General features: G+C 41.9%; 20 protein-coding genes. 15 read left to right on the top strand and 5 right to left on the bottom strand.

Going from position 1 to position 22,144, the window contains the following annotated elements:
- Positions 1-172 precede the first annotated feature (172 nt).
- The 4 genes from WC615_RS09940 (at position 173) to WC615_RS09925 (ending at position 1,571) form a co-directional block, all read left to right on the top strand.
- Complete coding sequence (locus WC615_RS09940; protein WP_372977948.1) at positions 173-721, top strand: cob(I)yrinic acid a,c-diamide adenosyltransferase; 549 nt, start codon at positions 173-175, stop codon at positions 719-721.
- 85 nt (positions 722-806) lie between these two features.
- Complete coding sequence (locus tag WC615_RS09935; RefSeq protein ID WP_002996718.1) at positions 807-1,028, top strand: DUF2795 domain-containing protein; 222 nt, start codon at positions 807-809, stop codon at positions 1,026-1,028.
- A 126-nt stretch (positions 1,029-1,154) separates the two neighbouring features.
- Entirely contained in the window at positions 1,155-1,301 is a 147-nt protein-coding gene (locus WC615_RS09930; protein ID WP_372977947.1) for a lmo0937 family membrane protein, read from the top strand.
- A 123-nt stretch (positions 1,302-1,424) separates the two neighbouring features.
- The gene (locus WC615_RS09925; protein ID WP_121249096.1) at positions 1,425-1,571 is read left to right on the top strand and encodes a lmo0937 family membrane protein; all 147 of its coding nucleotides are present in this window, start codon (positions 1,425-1,427) and stop codon (positions 1,569-1,571) included.
- A 30-nt stretch (positions 1,572-1,601) separates the two neighbouring features.
- Here the strand turns inward: WC615_RS09925 and WC615_RS09920 are convergent, their stop codons facing one another.
- Positions 1,602-2,324 (bottom strand): 2-C-methyl-D-erythritol 4-phosphate cytidylyltransferase, encoded by a 723-nt coding sequence (locus WC615_RS09920; protein WP_372977946.1) that lies wholly within the window; start codon positions 2,322-2,324, stop codon positions 1,602-1,604.
- Between the two features lie 86 nt (positions 2,325-2,410).
- Positions 2,411-3,460, bottom strand: coding sequence for a tRNA preQ1(34) S-adenosylmethionine ribosyltransferase-isomerase QueA (queA, locus tag WC615_RS09915; RefSeq protein ID WP_191176233.1), 1,050 nt, complete (start codon positions 3,458-3,460; stop codon positions 2,411-2,413).
- A gap of 201 nt (positions 3,461-3,661) precedes the next feature.
- Between queA and WC615_RS09910 the strand changes: the two genes are divergently transcribed.
- Entirely contained in the window at positions 3,662-4,909 is a 1,248-nt protein-coding gene (locus tag WC615_RS09910; protein WP_372977945.1) for an ABC transporter permease, read from the top strand.
- Between the two features lie 200 nt (positions 4,910-5,109).
- Here WC615_RS09910 and WC615_RS09905 read toward each other — a convergent pair whose 3' ends face one another.
- The 3 genes from WC615_RS09905 to WC615_RS09895 form a co-directional block, all read right to left on the bottom strand.
- Positions 5,110-7,002, bottom strand: a complete 1,893-nt coding sequence (locus tag WC615_RS09905; RefSeq protein ID WP_372977944.1) for an ATP-dependent DNA helicase RecQ — start codon at positions 7,000-7,002, stop codon at positions 5,110-5,112.
- 4 nt (positions 7,003-7,006) lie between these two features.
- Positions 7,007-7,453, bottom strand: coding sequence for a hypothetical protein (locus tag WC615_RS09900; protein ID WP_372977943.1), 447 nt, complete (start codon positions 7,451-7,453; stop codon positions 7,007-7,009).
- Positions 7,454-7,590: 137 nt separating this feature from the next.
- Complete coding sequence (locus WC615_RS09895; RefSeq protein WP_372977942.1) at positions 7,591-8,880, bottom strand: citrate synthase; 1,290 nt, start codon at positions 8,878-8,880, stop codon at positions 7,591-7,593.
- 146 nt (positions 8,881-9,026) lie between these two features.
- Between WC615_RS09895 and WC615_RS09890 the strand changes: the two genes are divergently transcribed.
- The 10 genes from WC615_RS09890 to WC615_RS09845 all read left to right on the top strand — a co-directional run.
- Entirely contained in the window at positions 9,027-12,311 is a 3,285-nt protein-coding gene (locus WC615_RS09890; protein WP_372977941.1) for a PAS domain S-box protein, read from the top strand.
- A 283-nt stretch (positions 12,312-12,594) separates the two neighbouring features.
- On the top strand, positions 12,595-13,206 hold the full coding sequence (locus WC615_RS09885; RefSeq protein ID WP_372977940.1) for a GIN domain-containing protein: 612 nt from the start codon (positions 12,595-12,597) through the stop codon (positions 13,204-13,206).
- A gap of 719 nt (positions 13,207-13,925) precedes the next feature.
- Positions 13,926-14,537 carry a GIN domain-containing protein gene (locus WC615_RS09880; protein WP_372977939.1) on the top strand — a complete coding sequence of 204 codons (612 nt, stop codon included), beginning with the start codon at positions 13,926-13,928 and terminating at the stop codon, positions 14,535-14,537.
- A 545-nt stretch (positions 14,538-15,082) separates the two neighbouring features.
- Positions 15,083-15,694, top strand: a complete 612-nt coding sequence (locus WC615_RS09875; RefSeq protein ID WP_372977938.1) for a GIN domain-containing protein — start codon at positions 15,083-15,085, stop codon at positions 15,692-15,694.
- A gap of 120 nt (positions 15,695-15,814) precedes the next feature.
- Positions 15,815-16,540 carry a head GIN domain-containing protein gene (locus WC615_RS09870; protein ID WP_372977937.1) on the top strand — a complete coding sequence of 242 codons (726 nt, stop codon included), beginning with the start codon at positions 15,815-15,817 and terminating at the stop codon, positions 16,538-16,540.
- 82 nt (positions 16,541-16,622) lie between these two features.
- The gene (locus WC615_RS09865) at positions 16,623-17,609 is read left to right on the top strand and encodes a cytochrome c (RefSeq protein WP_372977936.1); all 987 of its coding nucleotides are present in this window, start codon (positions 16,623-16,625) and stop codon (positions 17,607-17,609) included.
- Positions 17,610-17,707: 98 nt separating this feature from the next.
- The gene (tig, locus tag WC615_RS09860; RefSeq protein ID WP_372977935.1) at positions 17,708-19,057 is read left to right on the top strand and encodes a trigger factor; all 1,350 of its coding nucleotides are present in this window, start codon (positions 17,708-17,710) and stop codon (positions 19,055-19,057) included.
- 177 nt (positions 19,058-19,234) lie between these two features.
- The gene (locus WC615_RS09855) at positions 19,235-19,966 is read left to right on the top strand and encodes an ATP-dependent Clp protease proteolytic subunit (protein ID WP_067058011.1); all 732 of its coding nucleotides are present in this window, start codon (positions 19,235-19,237) and stop codon (positions 19,964-19,966) included.
- A gap of 91 nt (positions 19,967-20,057) precedes the next feature.
- Positions 20,058-21,296, top strand: a complete 1,239-nt coding sequence (gene clpX / locus WC615_RS09850; protein ID WP_372977934.1) for an ATP-dependent Clp protease ATP-binding subunit ClpX — start codon at positions 20,058-20,060, stop codon at positions 21,294-21,296.
- A 135-nt stretch (positions 21,297-21,431) separates the two neighbouring features.
- Positions 21,432-22,144 (top strand): AMP nucleosidase (locus tag WC615_RS09845; protein WP_372977933.1); only part of this gene is annotated, 713 nt, incomplete at its 3' end.

The following is a 22,144-nucleotide window of genomic DNA, read 5'->3' as shown; positions in this document are numbered from 1 at the left end:
TTAAGTTTAAAATTGCGTAATGTTTAATTTAACCACAAAGGGCCAAAGATTTATATATTTTATCAATTAAAAATCTCTGTGTACTTTGTGGCTAACCAAATTGCAAATCTTAAGTGTTCTATGTGGTTAAAAGCACATTGTGAACTTAAACGCTTAAATTGCTGCTATTGTTATGAAAATATATACCAAAACAGGCGATAAGGGCTATACATCATTAATTGGGGGTACGCGTGTGCCCAAGCATCACTTGCGTATTGAAAGTTATGGTACTGTTGATGAGCTGAACTCGTACATAGGCCTTATCCGCGATCAGCAGATAGGTGACCATGATAAGGATGTACTAAAACAAATACAGGACAGGCTGTTCACCATAGGCTCATCACTGGCCGCCGACCCTGAAAAAAGCCGAATGGTGATACCCGATCTTTATAACGAGGATATTGAGCTGCTTGAAAAAGAAATGGACAGGATGAATGAAACCCTGCCCGAGCTGCGGCACTTTATTTTGCCGGGCGGCAGTAATGCTATCTCGTTTTGCCATATAGCGCGTTGTGTATGCCGCAGGGCCGAAAGGTTGAGCGTTCACCTTGCAGAAGAAAGCACGGTTGACGAGAAAGTGAATATTTATCTGAACAGGTTGAGCGATTACTTGTTCACCCTGGCAAGAATGGTTGGATATGCCGATAAAATCCCTGAAAACCAGTGGATACCAAGGATATAAAAATATTACAAAAAAATATTGATAATCAATTTAAAAATATTATACTTTTGCGAAAAAGCAAAATTTACCACTTTAACATAAAAACATGTATTGGACACTTGAATTAGCATCGCACCTTGAAGATGCGCCATGGCCTGCCACAAAAGACGAATTAATTGATTACGCCATACGTTCAGGAGCGCCGGTAGAGGTTATTGAGAACCTGCAGGCACTTGAAGATGATGGTGAACCGTATGAAAACATAGAGGAGATATGGCCGGATTACCCGACCAAAGACGACTTCTTTTTTAACGAGGACGAGTATTAATACGCCTACATACTAAATAATTGAAAAGCCCTGCATGCAGGGCTTTTTTTTGCTGCAACCTCTTTTTGGAATGATTTTGGTATAGGTAGCCGTATATACATTTACTTAAACATAAAACATTACAACATGAGAGGCTTACTGTACATCATTGCTGTTATCCTGATTATAGGATGGGCATTCGGATTTTTTTACGCGGGTTCAGGTGGTATTATCCACATCCTGCTGGTTATAGCTATTATAGCCCTGCTTTTAGGCGTGATAAGAAGGGCCTGATAAGGCAGATAATATTAAAAACCCTGCTAAGGCGGGTTTTTTTATGCGTAAAACTTTTTGGAGTAACGCGGGTTTAATATACAGCATTAACTAAGAAAACATTAACTAAAAACACACAACACTATGAGAAGCTTATTGTACATCATCGCAGTTATTTTGGTGATAGGATGGATCTTCGGATTCTTCGTTAATCACGCAGGTGGCTTAATTCACATTTTACTGGTAATAGCGATCATCGCTTTATTACTGGGCGTGATAAGAAGGGCCTGATAAATAGATCGGATAAAGGTAGCCATCAGCTTAACGCTGGTGGCTTTTTTTGTTTATAAGTGCTTCGGCAATTATAATATCCTCGGGGAAGGTGATTTTGATATTGCTGTAAGATCCTTCTATCAAAGTAATGGCTACACCGCTTTGTTCTACAACAGAGGCATCATCGGTAAAAGTGTCGGTATAAGGTTGTTCATAGGCTTTTTTAAGAATAGCCGATTGGAAAGTTTGCGGGGTTTGCACCAAATAGATGCTGTCTCGGTTTAAACTTACAGATCCATTATCCTTTACCTGCCTTATCGAGTCGCGGCTTTTAACGGCCGTTACAGCCGTTCCGTTCTCTGCGGCACATACGTAGGCCTCATTAATGATATCGGCGCTTACAAGGGGCCGCACGGCATCGTGTACGGCAATCAATACATCATCGTCTGCAATACTATAAATTGCATTCTTGATAGAGTGGAAACGTGTTTGGCCGCCGGTAATTATTTTATGCGGAATAGTAAAGTTGTGTTTAGCACAAAGCTGTGTCCATAGCTCATGATAACTGCCATGTAAAGCCAAAATAATTTGTGGTGATGACTGGCTGTTATAAAACGCCCTGATGGTATGCATCAGTACTGGTTCGTCGCAAAGCTCAATAAACTGCTTAGGCAGCGCCGACTGCATCCTGCTGCCCGAACCACCGGCTACGATGATGGCATAGGTAGATTTCGGATTTCGGATTTCGGATTTCGGATTTGTGGGTTGCATGCGTGGCTAATTTACAATTTGATAACCAAAAAAAATGTCACTCCGGATAGGAATGACATTTTGTATTATAAATTCGAAATTCGATGTTAGATAATCAGCATCGCGTCGCCGTAGCTGTAAAAACGGTATTTTTCTTTTACCGCTACTTCGTAAGCGTTCATTACATGCTCGTAACCGCCAAATGCGCTCACCATCATCAATAATGTAGACTCTGGTGTGTGGAAGTTGGTGATCATAGAGTTTGCTATACTAAACTCGTATGGCGGGAAAATGAACTTGCTGGTCCAGTCGTTTGCCGGTTTTAATATTTTACCTGCAGATACTGCTGATTCAACCGCACGCATTGATGTTGTACCAACAGCACAAATGCGTTTTTTTCTTTCGATACCACGGTTAACAATATTAGCCTGTTTCTCTTCGATGATAAACTGCTCAGAATCCATTTTGTGCTTGGTCAGATCTTCCACCTCAACCGGGCGGAAGGTTCCTAAACCAACGTGCAGGGTAACCTCGGCAAACTCAACACCTTTTAGTTCAAGGCGTTTCATAAGCTCGCGGCTAAAGTGCAGGCCTGCAGTAGGGGCGGCAACCGCACCTTCATGTTTGGCAAATATGGTTTGGTAACGTTCTTTATCATCGGCAGTAGCCTTGCGTTTTATATATTTTGGCAGTGGTGTTTCACCTAATATCTCCACGTTACGGCGAAACTCTTCGTCGGTACCGTCAAACAAAAAGCGGATGGTACGGCCACGTGATGTGGTGTTGTCAACAACTTCGGCAATCAGTAAATCGTCATCGCCAAAATAAAGTTTGTTACCTACGCGTATTTTACGGGCAGGGTCAACCAGTACATCCCAAAGGCGAAGTTCTTTGTTTAGCTCGCGCAGTAAGAACACTTCAATGGTGGCGCCGGTTTTTTCCTTGTTGCCATACATACGTGCCGGGAATACTTTTGTATTGTTCAGGATCATTACATCCTGGTCATCAAAGTAATCTAAAACATCCTTAAATATTTTATGCTCAATTTTGCCCGAATCGCGGTGTAAAACCATTAAACGTGATTCGTCACGTATATCTGACGGAGAATGTGCAATTAATGATTCAGGTAAATTGAATTTAAATTGAGATAATTTCATGCTTATATATATGAATTTTCAGGGCGCAAATGTACGGATTTTTTGTTATTTTCCACGCCTTTTTTTGGCGTCGCATTACAGTTAATATTTAAATAGAAATTTACTGTAACTTAACAGCATTAACACAGTCTAACAAATACTGTTGGGGGTCGGGGCAAAAAACCATTATCCGGCAGCCCTGGGTTACATCAAAATAACGATATGATACTACTAAAACTTATCCGCGAGAGCTTCCTGTTTGCATATGATGCGTTAAGGCAAAATAAGCTGCGCACCATGCTTTCGTTATTGGGGGTAACCATAGGTATCTTTACCATTATAGCGGTATCATCGGCGGTTGATACTTTGCGTAACAACCTTCAAAAAAGCGTTGATAAATTAGGAAGCAACAGCATATACGTACAAAAGTGGCCATGGGTAGGCGAGGATAACTTCCCATGGTGGAAATATATGCAAAGGCCGGTACCAAAACTGCGCGATTTTGAACAGTTAAGCCGCCGCAGCCAAACAGCAAAAGCCCTTTCATACGAGATAAGCATTGATAACCGTACCGTTAAATACGAAAGCCATACGGTTGATGGTGCCCAGATAGATGCTGTATCGCACGATCATGATAAAACCTGGAACTTTAACTTTCAGGACGGGCGGTATTTTACCGATATCGAGTCGCGTACGGGTGCGCCGGTAACCATTATTGGTGCCGATATAGCCGACGCGCTTTTCCCTGGTGGTACAGGCGTTGGCAAGCAGATAAAAATTATGGGCCGCAAGGTTACCATCATTGGTGTATTTACCAAAGAGGGAAAAGATATGCTGGGCATCACCAGCGATAACGAGATATTGCTGCCGTTAAACTTTGCCAAAAACGTTATTGATATTGAGAACGAAAAATATAACCCGCAAATAGTTGTACGCGGCCAGGATAACCTGAGCGATGTGGAAGTAGAAAGCGAAGTGCGTGGTTTAATGCGCTCTATCCGCAGCATCCGCCCGGGTGGCGAGGATAATTTTTCGTTAAATAAATCCACTATCCTAACCAATCAGCTCGATCAGCTTTTTGGCATCATCAATAAAGGTGGTTTTATCATTGGTTTCTTCTCGGTATTGGTAGGCGGTTTTGGTATAGCCAATATCATGTTCGTATCGGTTAAAGAACGTACCAATATTATCGGCATCCAGAAATCATTGGGTGCTAAAAACTACTTTATATTACTGCAATTTTTAATAGAAGCAATTGCGCTATGCCTTATGGGCGGACTAATAGGCTTGTTTATTGTTTACCTGGGTACCTTTGCGGTAAAAGCTGTGGCTGATATACAGGTAGTATTGGATGCAGGGAATGTTATTTATGGTATTGGTATTTCTGTTACCATAGGCGTATTATCAGGTATTATACCGGCATACTTTGCCTCAAAACTTGACCCGGTAGAAGCGATACGGACGAACTAATAAACATTTGTCATGCTGAACATAGTGAAGCATCTAATCGCCGATATGCATTTAGGCGATTGCATAGTTTGCTAACAGATCCTTCGCTATCGCTCAGGATGGCAAGTAAATTAGTTTGTCATGGTGAGCCTGCCGAACCATTAGCATCTGTGCAAATCCTTCGACAAGCTCAGGATGACATTGTGGGGCAGACTGATAGTTTACAAATAATAATTCCCGCCGTCGGTTTTGATCTTGCCTGCGTCCAGCAGCAGGCGGATGGTTTGGATCTTTTCTTTTTCGGTGCCGAGCTTTAAAGATGTCATTAATTCGTCTATTGTGCGGGTGTCGGTACTGAGGAGTTGTACTATCTCGTTGGTGATATCATCAAATATCTCTTCGGCATTTTTTTGTCGGCGTTCTTCCAGGCAAACATCACACACCCCGCATTTACTGGCGTTGGGCTCGTCGAAATAGCTCAGCAGCATTTGGCTGCGGCAGCGTTTATGTTCGGCGTAGGCAAATACGGCCTCCATTTTTTTGCGGTAGGTTTCTTTACGCTGATCAATAAACACCTTATTAATATACAGATTATTGGCGTGCTGGCGCGATTTAAGCCAGGTTATCTGCGGTTTATCAGTTTGGGGCAGGTAGCTTAACAGGTTAAAATCCTGTAATTGCTGCAGGCCTTGTATTACCTGCTGGGTATTCATGCCGGTACGGCGGGCAAGGTCAAATTCCTTTAGGCGCACGTAATTCTCGAACGAGCCGCCGTATGACCGCAGCAGGGTTTTGATGAACGGATCCCAGCCCGGGTTTTGGATCTGGAAGTTATAAAGTTCCTCGTTCAATACCTCAAACCGGAAACGTGATGGAAGGAATACACTTTCGTTAAAAGCGAGGTATTCGTCCTGCTCTAAAAATTTAAGGGCATTGAGCGTTTTAATGGCATCCAGTTGAAAACGACTGCAAAAATCGCCCAGGTCAAGCTCAAAGCTCACCCCTTCGCCGGCCTCATAAGCCAGCTGGCAGTAATTGCCTAACTGGTGGTAAACCTGTTTAATCTCTGCCACCGAGGGGAAATTCTGGATGAATTTCTTTTCCTGCTTTATCCTGTCGGTAGGGTTGTATAAAAGCACCCCGTAAGCCCGTTGTTCATCGCGCCCGCCACGGCCCGCTTCCTGGTAGTAAGCCTCCAGGCTATCGGGCACATCCTTATGTATCACAAACCTAACGTCGGGTTTATCAATCCCCATCCCGAAGGCGTTGGTAGCCACTATAATTTGGGTGCGGTTATTTTTCCATGCCTCCTGTTTTTCAGAACGTTCGTCGGTAGGTAGCCCCGCGTGGTAATAATCGGCCTTAATATGGTTCTGCTGGTAAAATTTGGCAATTTCGAAGGTTTCTTTACGGCTGCGTACATATACAATGCCACTGCCGCCAATGCCTTTTGCCACGTCTAATAATTTACGCAGTTTATCTTCGGTGGTTTGTACCACGTATCTTAAATTCTTACGCTCAAAACTTTGCTGGTAAACAGTGCCGTTTTTGAAGATGAGTTTTTCCTGTATATCCTCCCGTACTTCGGCAGTTGCTGTAGCGGTAAGCGCCAGCACAGGCATATTAGGGTGCAGCTCGCGCAGGTCGGCAAGACGCAGGTATGACGGGCGGAAATCATACCCCCACTGCGAGATACAATGCGCCTCATCAACCGCGAAAAGGTTTACCTTCATGTATTTGATGCGCTCGCGCACCAGGTCAGACAGTAAGCGCTCGGGCGAGAGGTATAAAAACTTTACCGGGCCGTACACACAGTTATCCAAAGCGATATCCACCTCGCGCTTGCCCATACCCGATACGATGGCCATGGCTTCGATACCTTTTGCTTTCAGGTTCTCTACCTGGTCCTTCATCAGCGCGATAAGGGGCGATACCACGATACAGATGCCTTCCTGCGCAAGGGCCGGGATCTGGAAACATACCGATTTACCGCCGCCGGTTGGCAGTAAAGCTAAAGTATCCGTACCCTGCAATACCGAATTGATGATCTCTTCCTGCAACGGCCGGAAGTTGTCATGTCCCCAGTATTGCTTTAATAGCTCGCGTGGCGTCATTTACTTATCTATATACTATCTGATAAAGAATATCTTTTTTACCAGGAATGGAATACCAAATTTTTTTCTTTGGATTGTGGATAAAGTCGATATGGGCTTGGGCTGTATTTATTTTTAACTGGTTGTTATTAAGAATTATCACATTGATAAATGGATCGAGTTCGTAATTCTTAAAAAAAAATTTATCTTTCAACATCTCCTCTCTCGACCAATCCATATAATCAATATCATGATTAACTATTGCTCTTTTTATTTCGCCATTTTCATTAAAATACTCTTTCGTCCATATTAAATAACGATTGCCTTTATAGACCAAGATAGAATCCTCGGACTTTAAAGCAAATCCTGGATAAATGCGTCGAGCCATGGTTCTGGTCGCAACGTTTAATTGTTTATCGGTTTGTAACAAATAAACAGGTGACAATAAAAAGAAAAATACAATTGCTTTCATCCTAACTGGTTTCTACCAAAAAAGCCCGTCGTGCGGCGGGCTTTAATAATTTTATTTTAGCAGTCGGTGATCTTACTCACCCGGTCATTGCTTCGCTCGACCACCTTCTCTGCTGCGCAAAGAGGGTTACGCCGAATTTATTTTCTATCCTTAATATCAGTGTAGTTTTTATCGGTTTCGCCAACATAGATTTGGCGCGGCCGGCCGATAGGCTCTTTATTTGCTTTCATTTCTTTCCACTGGGCAATCCATCCCGGCAGGCGGCCTAAAGCAAATAATACAGTGAACATTTCTGTTGGGAAACCAAGCGCTGTATAAATGATACCCGAGTAGAAATCTACATTAGGGTAAAGCTTGCGCTCAACAAAATATGGATCACTCAAAGCAACTTCTTCCAGTTTTTTGGCAATCTCTAAAGTTTCATCGTTGATGCCTAATTTCTCCAGGATATCATCGCAGGCTTTTTTAATGATCTTGGCGCGTGGGTCGAAGTTTTTATAAACACGGTGTCCAAAGCCCATCAGACGGAACGGATCGTTCTTATCTTTTGCTTTAGAAACCCATTTATCAACGTCGCCGCCATCTTCTTTTATTTTTTGCAGCATTTCTACCACGGCCTGGTTGGCACCACCATGAAGCGGGCCCCAAAGCGCAGAGATACCTGCAGATATAGATGCGTAAAGGTTAGCATCTGATGAACCTACAATACGCACAGTAGATGTTGAACAGTTTTGCTCATGATCTGCATGCAATATCAGTAGTTTGTTCATGGCGCTTACTACAACCGGGTCTATCTCAATATCTTCGGTACGCTGGCCAAAGGTCATGTGCATAAAGTTGGTTACGTAATCGAGCTTGTTGCGCGGGTATATAACCGGATGCCCCAATGATTTTTTGTAGATCCAAGATACGATGGTGCTCATTTTGGCAATAAGCTTGATGATCTCTATGTTGATCTCATCGGCAGACAGGCCTTGTTTTAATGATGCCGGATTAAAAGCGGCTAAAGCACCAATTAATGACGATAATTGCCCCATTGGGTGTGAACCCGACGGGAAACCGTCAAAAAACTTCTTCATATCCTCGTGTACAAGGGTATGATGGCTTATCTCAAACTCAAATGCCTGTAATTGCTCGGCGGTAGGCAGTTTACCATATATCAGCAGGTAAGCAACCTCAATAAAGGTTGAGTTTTCTGCCAGTTGTTCAATAGGGTAACCACGATATTTTAGTATACCAACTTCGCCATCTAAAAATGTAATGGCACTTTTTGTAGCGCCGGTATTTTTATAGCCAATATCTAAAGTAACATAACCACTCTGGTCGCGCAGTTTAGAAATATCAATAGCTTTTTCGCCTTCGGTACCTTCTATAACAGGCAGATCATAGGTTTTATCACCAATTTTTAATTGTGCAGTTTCAGACATAGAAAAAATAGTATTTGCAACAAATGTAAATAAATCTGCGTATTAATAGCCTTTAAGATATATTTACTCTTTGTAAAATTCTTATTAAGTAAATATGTTGTTATTCCCAATATTGTTTGGTATAAATAAAAAACTCCCCCCGGTATATGTCTTTTAAAAATAGAGCGCTGCTTTTAATTGAAAACGACATAACTATTTACAGGCTTATATTACTAGGCTTACTAATAGCCAGCCCGGCATTGCATTATTTGTGTTATGATAACTCATACGACCCTATTTGGCTGCGTTTAATAAACTGTGCTTTTTGTTTGGCAACACTGGCCCTATCTTACGATAAAAGCAGAGTGTTTCTTAAAGCTATGGTATATGTCACCATAGTTTCATGCCTGTTTGTAAATAACTTTATACTCTTAGGTGTTAACGGTTTTGAGCATGTTTATGTTTTTAGTTCTATTACCATATTTATTGCCGTAACCCTTTTTTGCAAGCAACGGAGCGAGTTTGTAGGCGTAACCCTGTTAAATATAGCCGCGGTGGTGGCCGCTTATTATACTGCCCCAAAAGTTAACATTTCTGTAAACGTGTTAATTATATTATTGTGCATTTTTACGCTTATAGCTTATGTGTCGTTTTTGGTGGTGCTGGCATACAAAATGCAGTTTAAAAAAGCTGTTAACAATATTATTCAGCTAAACGAATCGCTAATAACAAATGCCGAAAAACTAAGGAATAGCCAGCAGCAGATGCATGCACTTATCAGCTCTATAAATGATACCATTTTTGAGTTTGATGAGAAGGGTACCTGTATAAATGTATGGTTCGGCCCCCAATCGCCGGATTATTTAAAAGCCGAAGATTTTTTGAATAAAACCTTGCTCGAATCTATCGGTCCGGAAAGGGCAAAACCCTTTTTAGAAGTTTATGATCATGTTTTAAAGTATAATAAAACTACCAGCATAGAGTTTCCTTCAGTTTACGGCGAGCCGGGCTGGTTTTTGGCAAAGGCATCGCCTGTAGTTGATGTTACCGGTAAATATATCAAACGCATATCTGTGTCTGTTACGGATATTTCTGAACAAAAGAAACATGCAGATGCCTTAACAGAGAACAAGAACCTGCTGCTGCAAGCCCAGGATATTGCCAAAACAGGCAACTGGTGGTATGATAGCGATACTCAAGAGGGTTATTGGTCGGAAAGCCTTTTTAAAATACTGGAGGTTGATAACGCTCCTGAAGGAACAGCCCGGTTTGAGTATTACATGAGCATGGTACATCCGGATGATACCGAAACCGCTGCAAAGTATCTAACCAATATCAGTTCAGTAACCGAGGGTAGCCTTGAACATAAATTCATCACCCCTAAAGGCAATTTAAAATATTTGCGTGTACTGCGTGGTGACCTATTATTAAATGAAACTGGCGGCCTGAAGCGGGTAGTAGGTATTATACAGGATATTACTGAAAGCAAACTGGCAGAAAAAGCTGTAAAAGTGAGCCAGGCAGAACTGCTGGAAGCCCAAACCATAGCAAAAATTGGTAACTGGAAATGGGACAGTACTCTAAAAATATTATCATGGAGCGATGAGGTGAATTCTATTTATGAGGTAGACGCCAACGTTGAATCTTCATCGCGCTTTGGTAAAACGTTGCTGCAATGTATCCATCCGGATGACAGGTATATAGTAAACCACCTGTTTAAAAGTGGGGATAACAGTGGTTCATCTTATGAATACCGCATTATTACCCCTAAAGGAAATATTAAGCATATAAGTGTTATTACCGGTAAATTAATGTACCGGGAGGATGGTAGCGTGCGCAAAATTATTGGCACCCTGCAGGATATTACCCAACGCAAGCAAGCAGAGATAGATTACCGCCGTACCGAAAACAAATACCGCCTGGTGCTTGAAACCATTAAACTTGCGGCTTTATCATTGGATGCCGGCGGCAAAGTGATATTCTGTAATAAATACCTGGCCAACCTGGTAGGGTATAGCCAGATGGAAATATTGGGTATGAACTGGATGGAGCATTTTGTGCCCGGCGAACACCGGGAAATATTGAACACATGGTTTAAAAATAACAGTATTAAAGCCCATTACGTAAACCCTATAGTATGCCGCAACGGTGAACTGCGTACTATTAGCTGGCAAAATACGGTTAGTTATGACGAGAACGGCAACATTAAAGAAACTACCAGTATTGGCGAAGATATAACCGTACAACAAAAGGTGAGGCAGGAACTGATAACGGCCAAAGAGCAGGCTGAGCGATCTTCTCATTTTAAATCGGAGTTCCTGTCTATCATGAGCCACGAAATTCGTACGCCAATGAACGCGGTAATTGGTACCACCAATTTGTTGCTTGAAGAAAGCCCAAAGCCCGAGCAACTGGAGTATCTGAACACACTTAAATTTAGCAGTGAGAACTTGCTTGCCATTATTAACGATATTTTAGATTATAATAAGATAGAGGCCGGGAAGCTGCAATTGAGCAACATGCCTTTTAATATACATCAGCTGGTACACAATATCAGGCAGTCGTTTTATTCAAAAGCGGTAGAGAAAAATTTGGAAATTGAACTGTTAGCAGATAGTAGTATCCCCGAATACCTGATGGGCGATCAGATACGCCTTGGCCAGATATTGATAAACCTTGTAAGTAATGCAGTTAAATTTACGCCGGAAGGGAAGGTAACTATCTCGCTCGAAAAGGAACAGGAGATAAGCAAGAACGAAGTATTGATAAAATTTACTGTGGCCGATACAGGCATAGGTATTGCTGCCGAAAACATGGCTATTGTTTTTGACCCTTTTATACAGGGGCCGCAAACCATTACGCACAATTATGGCGGTACAGGCCTTGGGCTTGCAATTACCAAGCGGTTGATAGAGCTTTACGGAAGCAGCATACATGTATTTAGCGATTTAGGTAAAGGCGCGAGGTTCACTTTTAATATACGTTTTGCAATGGCATCCCCAATTGCCGACATACAGCATGCCGCAACCACCGTTAATGACCTGATATTGCCACCGAACCTTCATGGTATGAATATTTTGGTGGTTGATGATAATAAAATGAACCTAATGATAGCCTCGAAGTTTTTGCGAAAATGGCAGGCAAATGTGGCCGAAGCTATAAACGGGCAAATTGCAGTAGATATGGTAAATGCAGGTAATTACGATATGATAATTATGGACTTGCAGATGCCCGTATTGGATGGGTTTGCGGCAACAGCCATAATCAAACAAAGCCACCCGGATATACCCGTTATAGCATTTACAGCCGATGCCATGCCCGAAACCCATAGCAAAGCATACGAGGCCGGCATATGCGATTACCTGACCAAGCCCTTTGTGCCCGATATGCTTTTTGAAAAGGTATCGCGGTATCGCAAGGCAATTATCCCGCAGGATGATCTGGACAAGTAGCACTTAACCTGCTTTTATATTCCTAATCTGCAAAAAACATATTCGTGTAGGCCCACTTTCCGATCTTTAAGACTTTTATGCACCCTGCCGCAAAGAGGGTTAGACTGCCCGTTTCAAAAATATTCTGTCTTTTCACCGTCATAAACAGCCCGTTTACCGACATAAACAGGCCGTACATCTAATACAGCCAAAATCGCTGTAACGTTTCTTAACTGGTGGCGTCATATGGGTGTATTTAAAAATTAGAAAAATAATAAAACACTCACAATCAAATAATAATAACATGAAAACTCAGTTTTTAACCATAGCAACCATCTTCACTTTAGCATTAGGTACAGTAACATCAACTTTTGCAGCCGTTAACAATAACAACAATGGCGAAGTAAGCACCACACTAACAAACGTTAGCAAAATCAACAAAATAGAATTACACGGAAACGTTGAACTGTTCGTATCTGACGGTACTGCTGATCAGGTAAAAGTTTACAACAAGTACTACTCAGAAAGCGCTTTGGTACAAAGCCAGAACGGTGTGTTACGTATATCATCATACACCGATAAAAAATTAGTGGTTTGGGTAACTGCTAACGATCTGCAAGCCATTGTAGCGAACGACAACTCAACAGTTAAATCATTCGGTACCCTGGAGAGATTAGATCTTGATGTAACTTTGAACAACACTGCAACTGCCGATTTGAACCTTGATGCTTACAAAGCAACCATCAACGTAAACGACCGTGCAAAAGCAAATATCAGCGGTACTGTTAATGATTACAACTTAACACAAGATCAATCTGCAACCGTTAACCACAGCAACCTTGCAGCCATTAACCGCAGCAAAACAGTAACCAATAAAATGGTAAAGGCAGATCAGGCTGAATTAGCTATCCTGTAAGCATTACTTTTGCAAAAGTTCAATATATATTTCTGGAAGCCATCAGTTCAACTGATGGCTTTTTTTGTTTTAGGGGATTGTCATTTGCCTTTTCTCGCGCAGGACGGAAAGGAGAAGCGTTCATGTTCACTGCCGTGAACGCTTGTGAACACTGGTAATTATCTGTTAATCAGTTGATTTTAAAATTGGCTACTGGCAAAATGTCGCTATCATTCTCATATTAATATTACTATGTCTAAACCTTTTGCAATCACTCGGCTCCAGCCGAGTGATTATTATTATAAGGCCTCCGGCCGCAAAATTTAGTTTACAGCGGCAAGATGCCGCCGAATAGTCGTCACTCGGCTGGAGCCAAGCGACTGCGAGTTAACTTTGCGCAGCAGAGAGGGGGGAATCTTTTACAAGCGATAAGAGTACACGCAAGTTCGTCACTTGGCAATTGTAAAAGATCTCTCCTCGTTCCTCGTTCGAGATGACAAGGAGGTTGCATAGTTGAAAGACGAAGCCCTGTCCCGGCTCCTGATTCTTACCTTCTCTCCATCCCTTCTGGCTTCAAAAAATTCTTCCCCCGTTCACCGTTGCTTTTTTAACATTCACCGACAATAACCCGCACTATGTCTAATACAGGCTGTTTCGCTGTAACGTTTACCCGTGCCAATCGTCATATCTATGTATTTAATAACACAACTTATAGTACTCACAATCAAAATATTAATAAAATGAAAACAACAATATTAACCATGGTAGCCGTAATGATTATGGCAGTGGTAACCACCAAAAACACTTATGCAAACGTTAACAATAATAACAATGACGATGCCAGCGTAACATTAACCCATATGGGCAAGATCAACAAGATCGAGATCCATGGAAATGTTGAACTTTTTGTATCAGACGGTACTGCCGACCAGGTAAAAGTGTACAACAAATATTACTCCGAAAGCGCTTTGGTACAAAGCCAGAACGGTGTGCTACGCATCTCATCATACAAAAACCAAAAATTAGTGGTTTGGGTAACAGCAGCCGACCTACAAGCCATCAGTGCTTATGATAATGCCGAAGTAAAATCATTTGGTAAATTAGAAAGACTTGACCTTGAAGTTAACCTGTACAACACTGCATCTGCCGATTTAAACCTTGACGCTTACAAAGCAACCATCAACGTAAACGACCGTGCAAAAGCAAATATCAGCGGTACTGTTAATGATTACAACTTAACACAAGATCAATCTGCAACCGTTAACCACAGCAACCTTGCAGCCGTTAACAGCAGTAAAAAAGTAACTAATAAATTTGTAAAGGCCAACCAAGCTGAATTAGCTATCCTGTAAATGTTACTTCTGCAAAAGTTCAAAATATATTCTCTGTAAGCCATTGCCACATGCGATGGCTTTTTTGTTTGAATACGGTTCTGCCTACCGGTTTTAAAACGCCGTCAAACGTCCTCAACCGGCTTAAGCCGAATATTTAATTTCCTCTTTTGCACCAGAATGCGGCAGAGGAGAGTCAAACTGCAAGAAAATCTTGTCTTCGCAAGATCTTCGGAACGAGGCCCCGCGCCCGTATGAAGGCAACGCAGAGTTCACGATGTGAGACCCTGCGGCGACGGAATTCTCCGCCATTTTCTGACTCTTCCCAACAGTTCAATTCACATCCTGTTCGGTATTGATACAGTATTAAAGGCCTTGTTTATTTGCCGTTATTTTGAACATCAAAAAACTTTTGCCGTTCACCGCCACTTTTCTGCCATTCACCGACAATATCCCGCACTGTGTCTAATACAGGCCGTTTCACTGTAACGTTTTTTCGTGCCAATCGTCATATCTATGTATTTAATAACACAACTTATAGTATTCATAATCAAAATATTAATAAAATGAAAACAACAATATTAACCATGGTAGCCGTAATGATTATGGCAGTGGTAACCACAAAAAACTCTTATGCAAACGTTAACAATAATAACAACGATGCAAGTGTAACCTTAACCAATGTGAGCAAGATCAACAAGATCGAGATCCACGGAAATGTTGAACTTTTTGTATCAGACGGCGCTGCCGACCAGGTGAAAGTTTACAATAAATATTACTCAGAAAGCGCTTTGGTACAAAGCCAGAACGGTGTGTTGCGTATCTCATCATACAAAAACCAAAAATTAGTGGTTTGGGTAACAGCAGCCGACTTACAAGCTATCAGCGCTTATGATAATGCCGAAGTAAAATCATTTGGTAAATTAGAAAGACTTGACCTCGAAGTTAACTTATACAACACTGCAACTGCCGACTTAAAATTAGATGCTTACAAAGCAACAGTAAATGTTAACGATAATGCCAAAGCAACTTTAAGCGGTAACGCAAACGATTATAACTTAAACTACGCACAGGCTGCCAACGTTAACCATGCAGATTTTATAGCAGTAAACGCTACAAAAAACCAAATGCCGGGCCGCGTTGCTAAAGCAAAACAAAATGAATTAGCTGGTTTATAATCAACTACCTTGCAAAAGTCTATCATATATCAAAAAGCCATCAGATTAATAGGTGGCTTTTTTTAATTTTACTGTAACTTAAAACCATAAATCATCGTCAAACGCTCAAAACAAACTATTATGAAAACACTAAACTTTAAAATATTACTGCTGGTAGCTGCCACATCTATTACCCTTTTCTCGTCATGCAGGCGCTTCAGGTGCGTAAAAGGTACGGGTAACGTACGTACCGAAACCCGCAAAATGACAGGCTTTACCAAAATAGATATATCAGGCGGATATAAGGTTACCTTAAAGCAGGATAGCTCGGAATCCATCTCAATTACTACCGATGATAACCTGTTTAAATATATACAAACCAATATAGAAGGCAGCACCTTAAAGCTACGCAGCCGCCGTAACATTTGCAGCAGTGGCGAAACTATTGTGATAATAGGGGTTAAAAACCTTGATAAAATAAGTGCATCGGGTGCTGTTGAAATAAGGAGTGATGGCCGTTTAACTGTACAGGACCTTAACTTCGATCTTTCCGGCTCTACCAAAATTGATATGGAGCTTTATGCAGGCCGGGTACGTACAGATGCCAGCGGCTCAACAGAAGTGTATCTGAAAGGGCAGGCTGCATCGCACGAAGTTGACCTGAGCGGATCAGGTAAGGTTGAAGCGCTTGATTTTGTGGTAGGTAAATACAAGATCGGCACATCGGGCGCCAGCGAGTGCAAAATAAACGTATTAAACGAGCTGGATGTACATACCAGCGGCGCATCAGATATCCAGTATCGTGGTAACCCAACAAAGGTAAACAACGATCAATCAGGCGCTTCATCGGTAAAAAAGATAGATTAAACTTAAATTTTTTTAATGAAGAGTGTAACAAATGACGGCCAAAAGCCGTCATTTGTATTTTAAAAACATACTTAACCTCATCATGAAAAAGTTTAAAAAATGGATGGCGTATATCGTCATTTGTATAGCCCTTGTAATTGTGGCGGCTATATCATATGTTACCCTTGCCCTGCCAAATGTTGGCAAACCTCAAAACATTAAAGTTGAATTAACCCCGCAGCGGATAGAACATGGCAAATACCTGGCAAACCACGTTGCTGTATGCGTTGATTGCCACAGTACCCGCAAATGGGATATATTTGCTGCACCGATAGACACAGCGGTGTTAGGGGCCGGCGGCGAGAAATTCGATGCTCGTGTCAGTTTCCCCGGCGAAGTATATGTGCCTAACATTACACCGGCAAACTTAAAAAGCTGGACGGATGGTGAGATATACCGGGCAATTACTACAGGTGTAAAAAAAGATGGCTCGGCCATATTCCCGATCATGCCATGGCCATCATACTCAAAGATGGATCCGGAGGATGTTTATGATATCATCGCCTACATCCGCACCCTGCAGCCGCATGAAACCAGCTACCCAAAACGTAAGCTCAATTTCCCGCTGAACATCATTGTAAACACCATGCCTAAAAAAGCAGAGCCTGGCAAAAAACCAAACGAGCAGGATACCTTAGCATACGGTGCCTACCTGGTGCAGAGCGCGGCCTGCCGGGATTGCCATACCAAAGCCGATAAAGGCGCCCCAATACCGGGAATGGAACTTGCAGGTGGCAACGAATATGGCCTTGGCGGTGGTGCATTAGTGCGGGCATCAAACATAACGCCCGATAAAGAAACCGGCATTGGTAACTGGAGTAAAGAGCAGTTTATAAGCCGTTTTACACAATATGCCAATGGCACCGCAAAACCAATAGCGGTTAAACCGGGGCAGTTTCAAACAATTATGCCCTGGTGGAAATATGGCGGTATGACTACAAAGGACCTGGGCGCTATATATGCTTACCTTAAAACAGTTAAGCCGGTAAAAAACAGTGTGGTTAAATTTCAAAACAAGCAGGGCAGCTAATTAAATTCAAAAATAAATTCATACTTTTGCGCCTCGAATTTTGTACAGCCAAATGGTTGTATCTTGGACAAAGAATAATTTAATACCAGGTAAAAAAGATGAATATATCACAGGAAAAAATTGATAACCTGAATACAGTTGTTAAGATCAACATCGCCCCGGAGGATTACCAGCCAAGGGTTGAAAAAGCAATGAAAGACCATGCTAAGAAAGCAAAAATGCCGGGTTTCCGCCCGGGTATGGTGCCTGTTGCGCATATTAAAAAAATGTACGGTAAAAGCATTTTGGTTGACGAGATCAACAACATGCTATCTGATACTTTAAATAAATATTTAGACGAAGAGAAGCTTGAAGTATTAGGCCAGCCTTTACCTAAAGTAGATGACAGGAAAGAATACAACTGGGATTTTGCCGATAACTTTGAGTTTAACTACGAAGTTGGTTTGGCGCCTGAGTTTAATATCGATTTTTCATCAAAAGATAAACTTACCCAGTATGTGATAAAAGTTGATGACGAAACATTAGCATCACGTATCAAAAATATCCGCCGTAGCTATGGCAAAATGACAAATCCTGACGTATCGGCAGACGATGATGTGCTTTATGCCGAATTAGCACAGCTTTCTCCGGATGGTTCTGTTTTTGAGGATGGAATAAACAATACCGCTTCGGTACGTTTAGATCAGATCCAGGATGCGAAGATTAAAAAATCGCTGATCGGTTTGAAAAAAGGCGACGAATTGGTGTTTGACATCAACAAAGCTTTTGATAACGATGCAGCTAAGGTTGCAGGTTTATTAAAAATTGAAGAAGATGAAGCGGCTGAATTAAAATCGAACTTTAAGCTAACGGTTAAAAACGTTAACCGTTTAGAAGAAGGCGATTTGAACCAGGAGTTCTTTGATAAATTATTTGGTGAAGGTGTTGTAACCGACGAAGCCGGTTTCAAAGCTAAAATAACCGAAGAGTTAGAAATGATGATGACCCAGGATGCCGAGCGCAAACTGCAGGACGAGATTTATAACTATAGCATTGATAAGGTAAGTTTTGAGTTGCCAGACGCGTTTTTAAAACGCTGGTTAAAAGCAACCAACGAAAAACTGACCGACGAAGAGCTGGAAGGCGGTTATGCCGATTTTGCTAAAAACCTGAAATGGACGCTTATTGAAAATAAGCTGATGAAGGATAATAACATTGATATTAAATACGAGGAAGTATTTGAATTTGCAAAAGGCAGCTTAGACCAACAGTTTAGGATGTACAGCCCGCAGGCTTTAACAGATGAGCAACTGGGCCAGTACACTGTACAATACCTGCAAAACAAAGAGAATGCTAATAAAATATTTGAACAGGTAAAAGCACTTAAGGTATTTGATTATATTAAGAGTGTTATTACGCTTGATAAAAAGGAGATTTTATTTACCGATTTTAACAAGCTTACTGCATAATAACAGTAAACGTTTTAAATATATTTCACCAAAAGCATTTGCCCACAGCAAATGCTTTTGTGTTATAAGAGCAATAATTTTTACTTTCATCAAACTAATTAGTACAAAATCTATTCAACTAAAAACTATATTTATCGCGGGCAACCGCCCGTACCACAACAAATAAAATACATACACATGAACAGTAATCCAGATAAAAACGAATTCCGTAAATATGCTGTTAAACACCACCGTATCAGCAGCACCTATGTAGATAGATTTATTGGCGGTGTAAACCGCAGCAATGCCCCGCAAGGTATTGTTACCGGTGCCGGTATTACCGGTATGACGCCGTATATCATCGAAGAACGCCAGATGAACGTAGCCCAGATGGACGTGTTCAGCCGTTTGATGATGGACCGTATCATTTTCCTTGGCGATGCTATTTATGAAAATATCGCAAACATTATTCAGGCTCAGTTGCTGTTTCTGCAGTCGGCAGATAGCAAACGCGACATCCAGATCTATATCAACTCTCCGGGTGGCTCGGTTTACGCCGGTTTAGGTATCTATGATACCATGCAGTTCATCTCAAATGATGTAGCCACCATCTGTACAGGTATGGCAGCATCAATGGGTGCAGTGTTATTGGTAGCAGGTACAAAAGGTAAGCGCGCGGCTTTACCACATGCAAGGGTAATGATACACCAGCCATCAGGCGGTGCGCAGGGCCAGCAGTCGGATATCGAGATCACTTACCACGAGATCACGAAACTGAAAAAAGAGCTGTACCAGATCATTGCAGACCATAGCGGTACTGATTACCAAACCGTTTGGGATGCATCAGACCGCGACCATTGGATGATTGCCGAAGAGGCAAAAGAATTTGGTATGGTTGATGAAATTTTAAGAGCAAGTACAAATAAATAAGTATAGCATAGCTTAACAAAACCCTCGTTTAACTGTTGAGGGTTTTGTTATAAACCATCAAATACTTATTTTTGATTAAACCATAATTAAAATGAACAAGAACAGCAAGGAGATCAGGTGCTCGTTTTGTGGCGCAGGAAAACAGGATTCCCTGATGCTGATTGCGGGGCTCGACGCACACATTTGTGATAAATGCGTTGACCAGGCAAACGAGATACTGGCAGAAGAGCTGAAGGTACGTAAAGTAAAGGCCTCGCCTGCGGTACCTGCTATGCTGAAACCGGCCGAAATAAAAGCTCACCTCGACCAATACATCATCGGGCAGGACGATGCCAAAAAGGTATTGTCGGTTGCCGTATATAATCACTACAAAAGGTTAAACCAGCGTATTGATAAGGATGAGGTAGAGATAGAAAAATCGAACATTATTATGGTAGGCGAAACCGGTACGGGTAAAACCTTACTGGCTAAAACACTTGCTAAGGTCTTAAACGTTCCGTTTTGTATTTGCGACGCTACTGTATTAACAGAAGCAGGCTATGTAGGCGAGGACGTAGAAAGTATACTGACCCGCTTACTGCAATCTGCCGATTATGATGTAAACACTGCCGAACGCGGTATCGTTTATATTGATGAGGTTGATAAAATTGCCCGCAAAAGCGATAACGCATCCATCACCCGCGATGTAAGTGGCGAAGGTGTGCAGCAGGCATTGTTAAAGATACTGGAAGGCACCATGGTTAACGTACCACCGCAAGGCGGCCGTAAACACCCCGACCAGAAGATGATAACGGTTAACACCAGCAACATCCTGTTTATTTGCGGCGGCGCGTTTGATAGCATCGAGAAAAAGATTGCTAACCGCCTGCGTACGCAAACCGTTGGTTACAAAATGAAACGCGACGACAGCGAGATAGACCTTAAAAACCTATACAAGTACATCACCCCGCAGGATCTGAAATCTTTCGGTTTGATACCCGAACTGATAGGCCGTTTACCGGTATTAACATACCTGAACCCGCTTGACCGCGAAGCGCTGCATAACATCCTTACCGAGCCTAAAAACTCGCTGCTTAAACAGTACAAAAAACTGTTTGAATACGAAGGTGTGAAGCTGGAGTTTGACGCCGATGTGCTTGATTTTATTGTTGATAAAGCAATGGAATTTAAACTGGGCGCACGTGGTTTGCGTTCTATTTGTGAGGCTATTATGATTGACGCTATGTTCGAGTTTCCATCTAAAAAAGATGTGAAACGTTTAACAGTAACGCTGGAGTACGCACTGGACAAATTTGAAAAATCGGACCTTAAAAAGTTAAAGGTAGCTTAACAGTAATTTGATAATATAAAAGTATTTTCGTATATTACACACTAACCCTGGTGAGCAGCCGGGGTTTGCTGTATAAAAAGGTTTTTAAAAAGCCTGTTATACATATAAATACACACAAAAAAGAGGAAAAAAAAGATGAACGAAGAATTAGACGTAAAGAAAGACGAAAACACAACCCCGGCAAAAAAGACAAAAGAAGTACAATCACCGGTAAAATCAGGATTAAAAACTAAAGAAGCCATTGTAGCCAACTGGCTGCCGCGTTATACCGGCCGGCCGCTTAATGCTTTTGGCGAATATATTATACTGACCAACTTCTCTAAATACCTGCAGCTGTTTTCGCAATGGCACGATAATGCACCCATCATGGGGCTTGATAAGCCTATGCAAAGCGTTACCGCCGATGGTATTACTATTATTAACTTTGGGATGGGTAGCTCGGTAGCGGCAACAGTAATGGACCTGTTAACCGCCATACACCCGCAAGCTGTGATATTTTTAGGTAAGTGCGGAGGTTTGAAAAAGAAGAACAACGTAGGCGACCTGATATTGCCCATAGCGGCCATCAGGGGCGAGGGTACATCAAACGATTACCTGCCTGCAGAAGTGCCCGCATTGCCTTCATTTGCCCTGCAGAAAGCCATATCAACCACCATACGTGATAACGCACGCGATTATTGGACAGGAACCTGCTACACCACCAACCGCCGCGTTTGGGAGCATGATAAGGACTTTAAAAAGTATTTAAAAGAATTACGTGCCATGGCCATTGATATGGAAACCGCTACCATATTTACAACCGGCTTTGCCAACAAGATCCCGACTGGTGCATTGTTGCTGGTATCTCA

Origin of the sequence: Mucilaginibacter sp. (assembly GCF_041663085.1) — a bacterium.
GTDB lineage: Bacteria > Bacteroidota > Bacteroidia > Sphingobacteriales > Sphingobacteriaceae > Mucilaginibacter.
Note: the sequence above shows the minus strand (reverse complement) of the source record. Positions and strands in the feature narration are given on the sequence as shown.

Bases quoted from the DNA above. Each gene is read 5' to 3' on its own strand.
- clpX (WP_372977934.1), top strand. From the start codon at position 20,058: ATGAACAAGAACAGCAAGGAGATCAGGTGCTCGTTTTGTGGCGCAGGA.
- WC615_RS09905 (WP_372977944.1), bottom strand. From the start codon at position 7,002: ATGACGCCACGCGAGCTATTAAAGCAATACTGGGGACATGACAACTTC.
- WC615_RS09870 (WP_372977937.1), top strand. From the start codon at position 15,815: ATGAAAACACTAAACTTTAAAATATTACTGCTGGTAGCTGCCACATCT.
- WC615_RS09940 (WP_372977948.1), top strand. From the start codon at position 173: ATGAAAATATATACCAAAACAGGCGATAAGGGCTATACATCATTAATT.
- WC615_RS09855 (WP_067058011.1), top strand. From the start codon at position 19,235: ATGAACAGTAATCCAGATAAAAACGAATTCCGTAAATATGCTGTTAAA.
- WC615_RS09925 (WP_121249096.1), top strand. From the start codon at position 1,425: ATGAGAAGCTTATTGTACATCATCGCAGTTATTTTGGTGATAGGATGG.
- WC615_RS09875 (WP_372977938.1), top strand. From the start codon at position 15,083: ATGAAAACAACAATATTAACCATGGTAGCCGTAATGATTATGGCAGTG.
- WC615_RS09910 (WP_372977945.1), top strand. From the start codon at position 3,662: ATGATACTACTAAAACTTATCCGCGAGAGCTTCCTGTTTGCATATGAT.
- queA (WP_191176233.1), bottom strand. From the start codon at position 3,460: ATGAAATTATCTCAATTTAAATTCAATTTACCTGAATCATTAATTGCA.
- WC615_RS09880 (WP_372977939.1), top strand. From the start codon at position 13,926: ATGAAAACAACAATATTAACCATGGTAGCCGTAATGATTATGGCAGTG.
- WC615_RS09935 (WP_002996718.1), top strand. From the start codon at position 807: ATGTATTGGACACTTGAATTAGCATCGCACCTTGAAGATGCGCCATGG.
- WC615_RS09930 (WP_372977947.1), top strand. From the start codon at position 1,155: ATGAGAGGCTTACTGTACATCATTGCTGTTATCCTGATTATAGGATGG.
- WC615_RS09885 (WP_372977940.1), top strand. From the start codon at position 12,595: ATGAAAACTCAGTTTTTAACCATAGCAACCATCTTCACTTTAGCATTA.
- tig (WP_372977935.1), top strand. From the start codon at position 17,708: ATGAATATATCACAGGAAAAAATTGATAACCTGAATACAGTTGTTAAG.
- WC615_RS09920 (WP_372977946.1), bottom strand. From the start codon at position 2,324: ATGCAACCCACAAATCCGAAATCCGAAATCCGAAATCCGAAATCTACC.
- WC615_RS09890 (WP_372977941.1), top strand. From the start codon at position 9,027: ATGTCTTTTAAAAATAGAGCGCTGCTTTTAATTGAAAACGACATAACT.
- WC615_RS09900 (WP_372977943.1), bottom strand. From the start codon at position 7,453: ATGAAAGCAATTGTATTTTTCTTTTTATTGTCACCTGTTTATTTGTTA.
- WC615_RS09865 (WP_372977936.1), top strand. From the start codon at position 16,623: ATGAAAAAGTTTAAAAAATGGATGGCGTATATCGTCATTTGTATAGCC.
- WC615_RS09895 (WP_372977942.1), bottom strand. From the start codon at position 8,880: ATGTCTGAAACTGCACAATTAAAAATTGGTGATAAAACCTATGATCTG.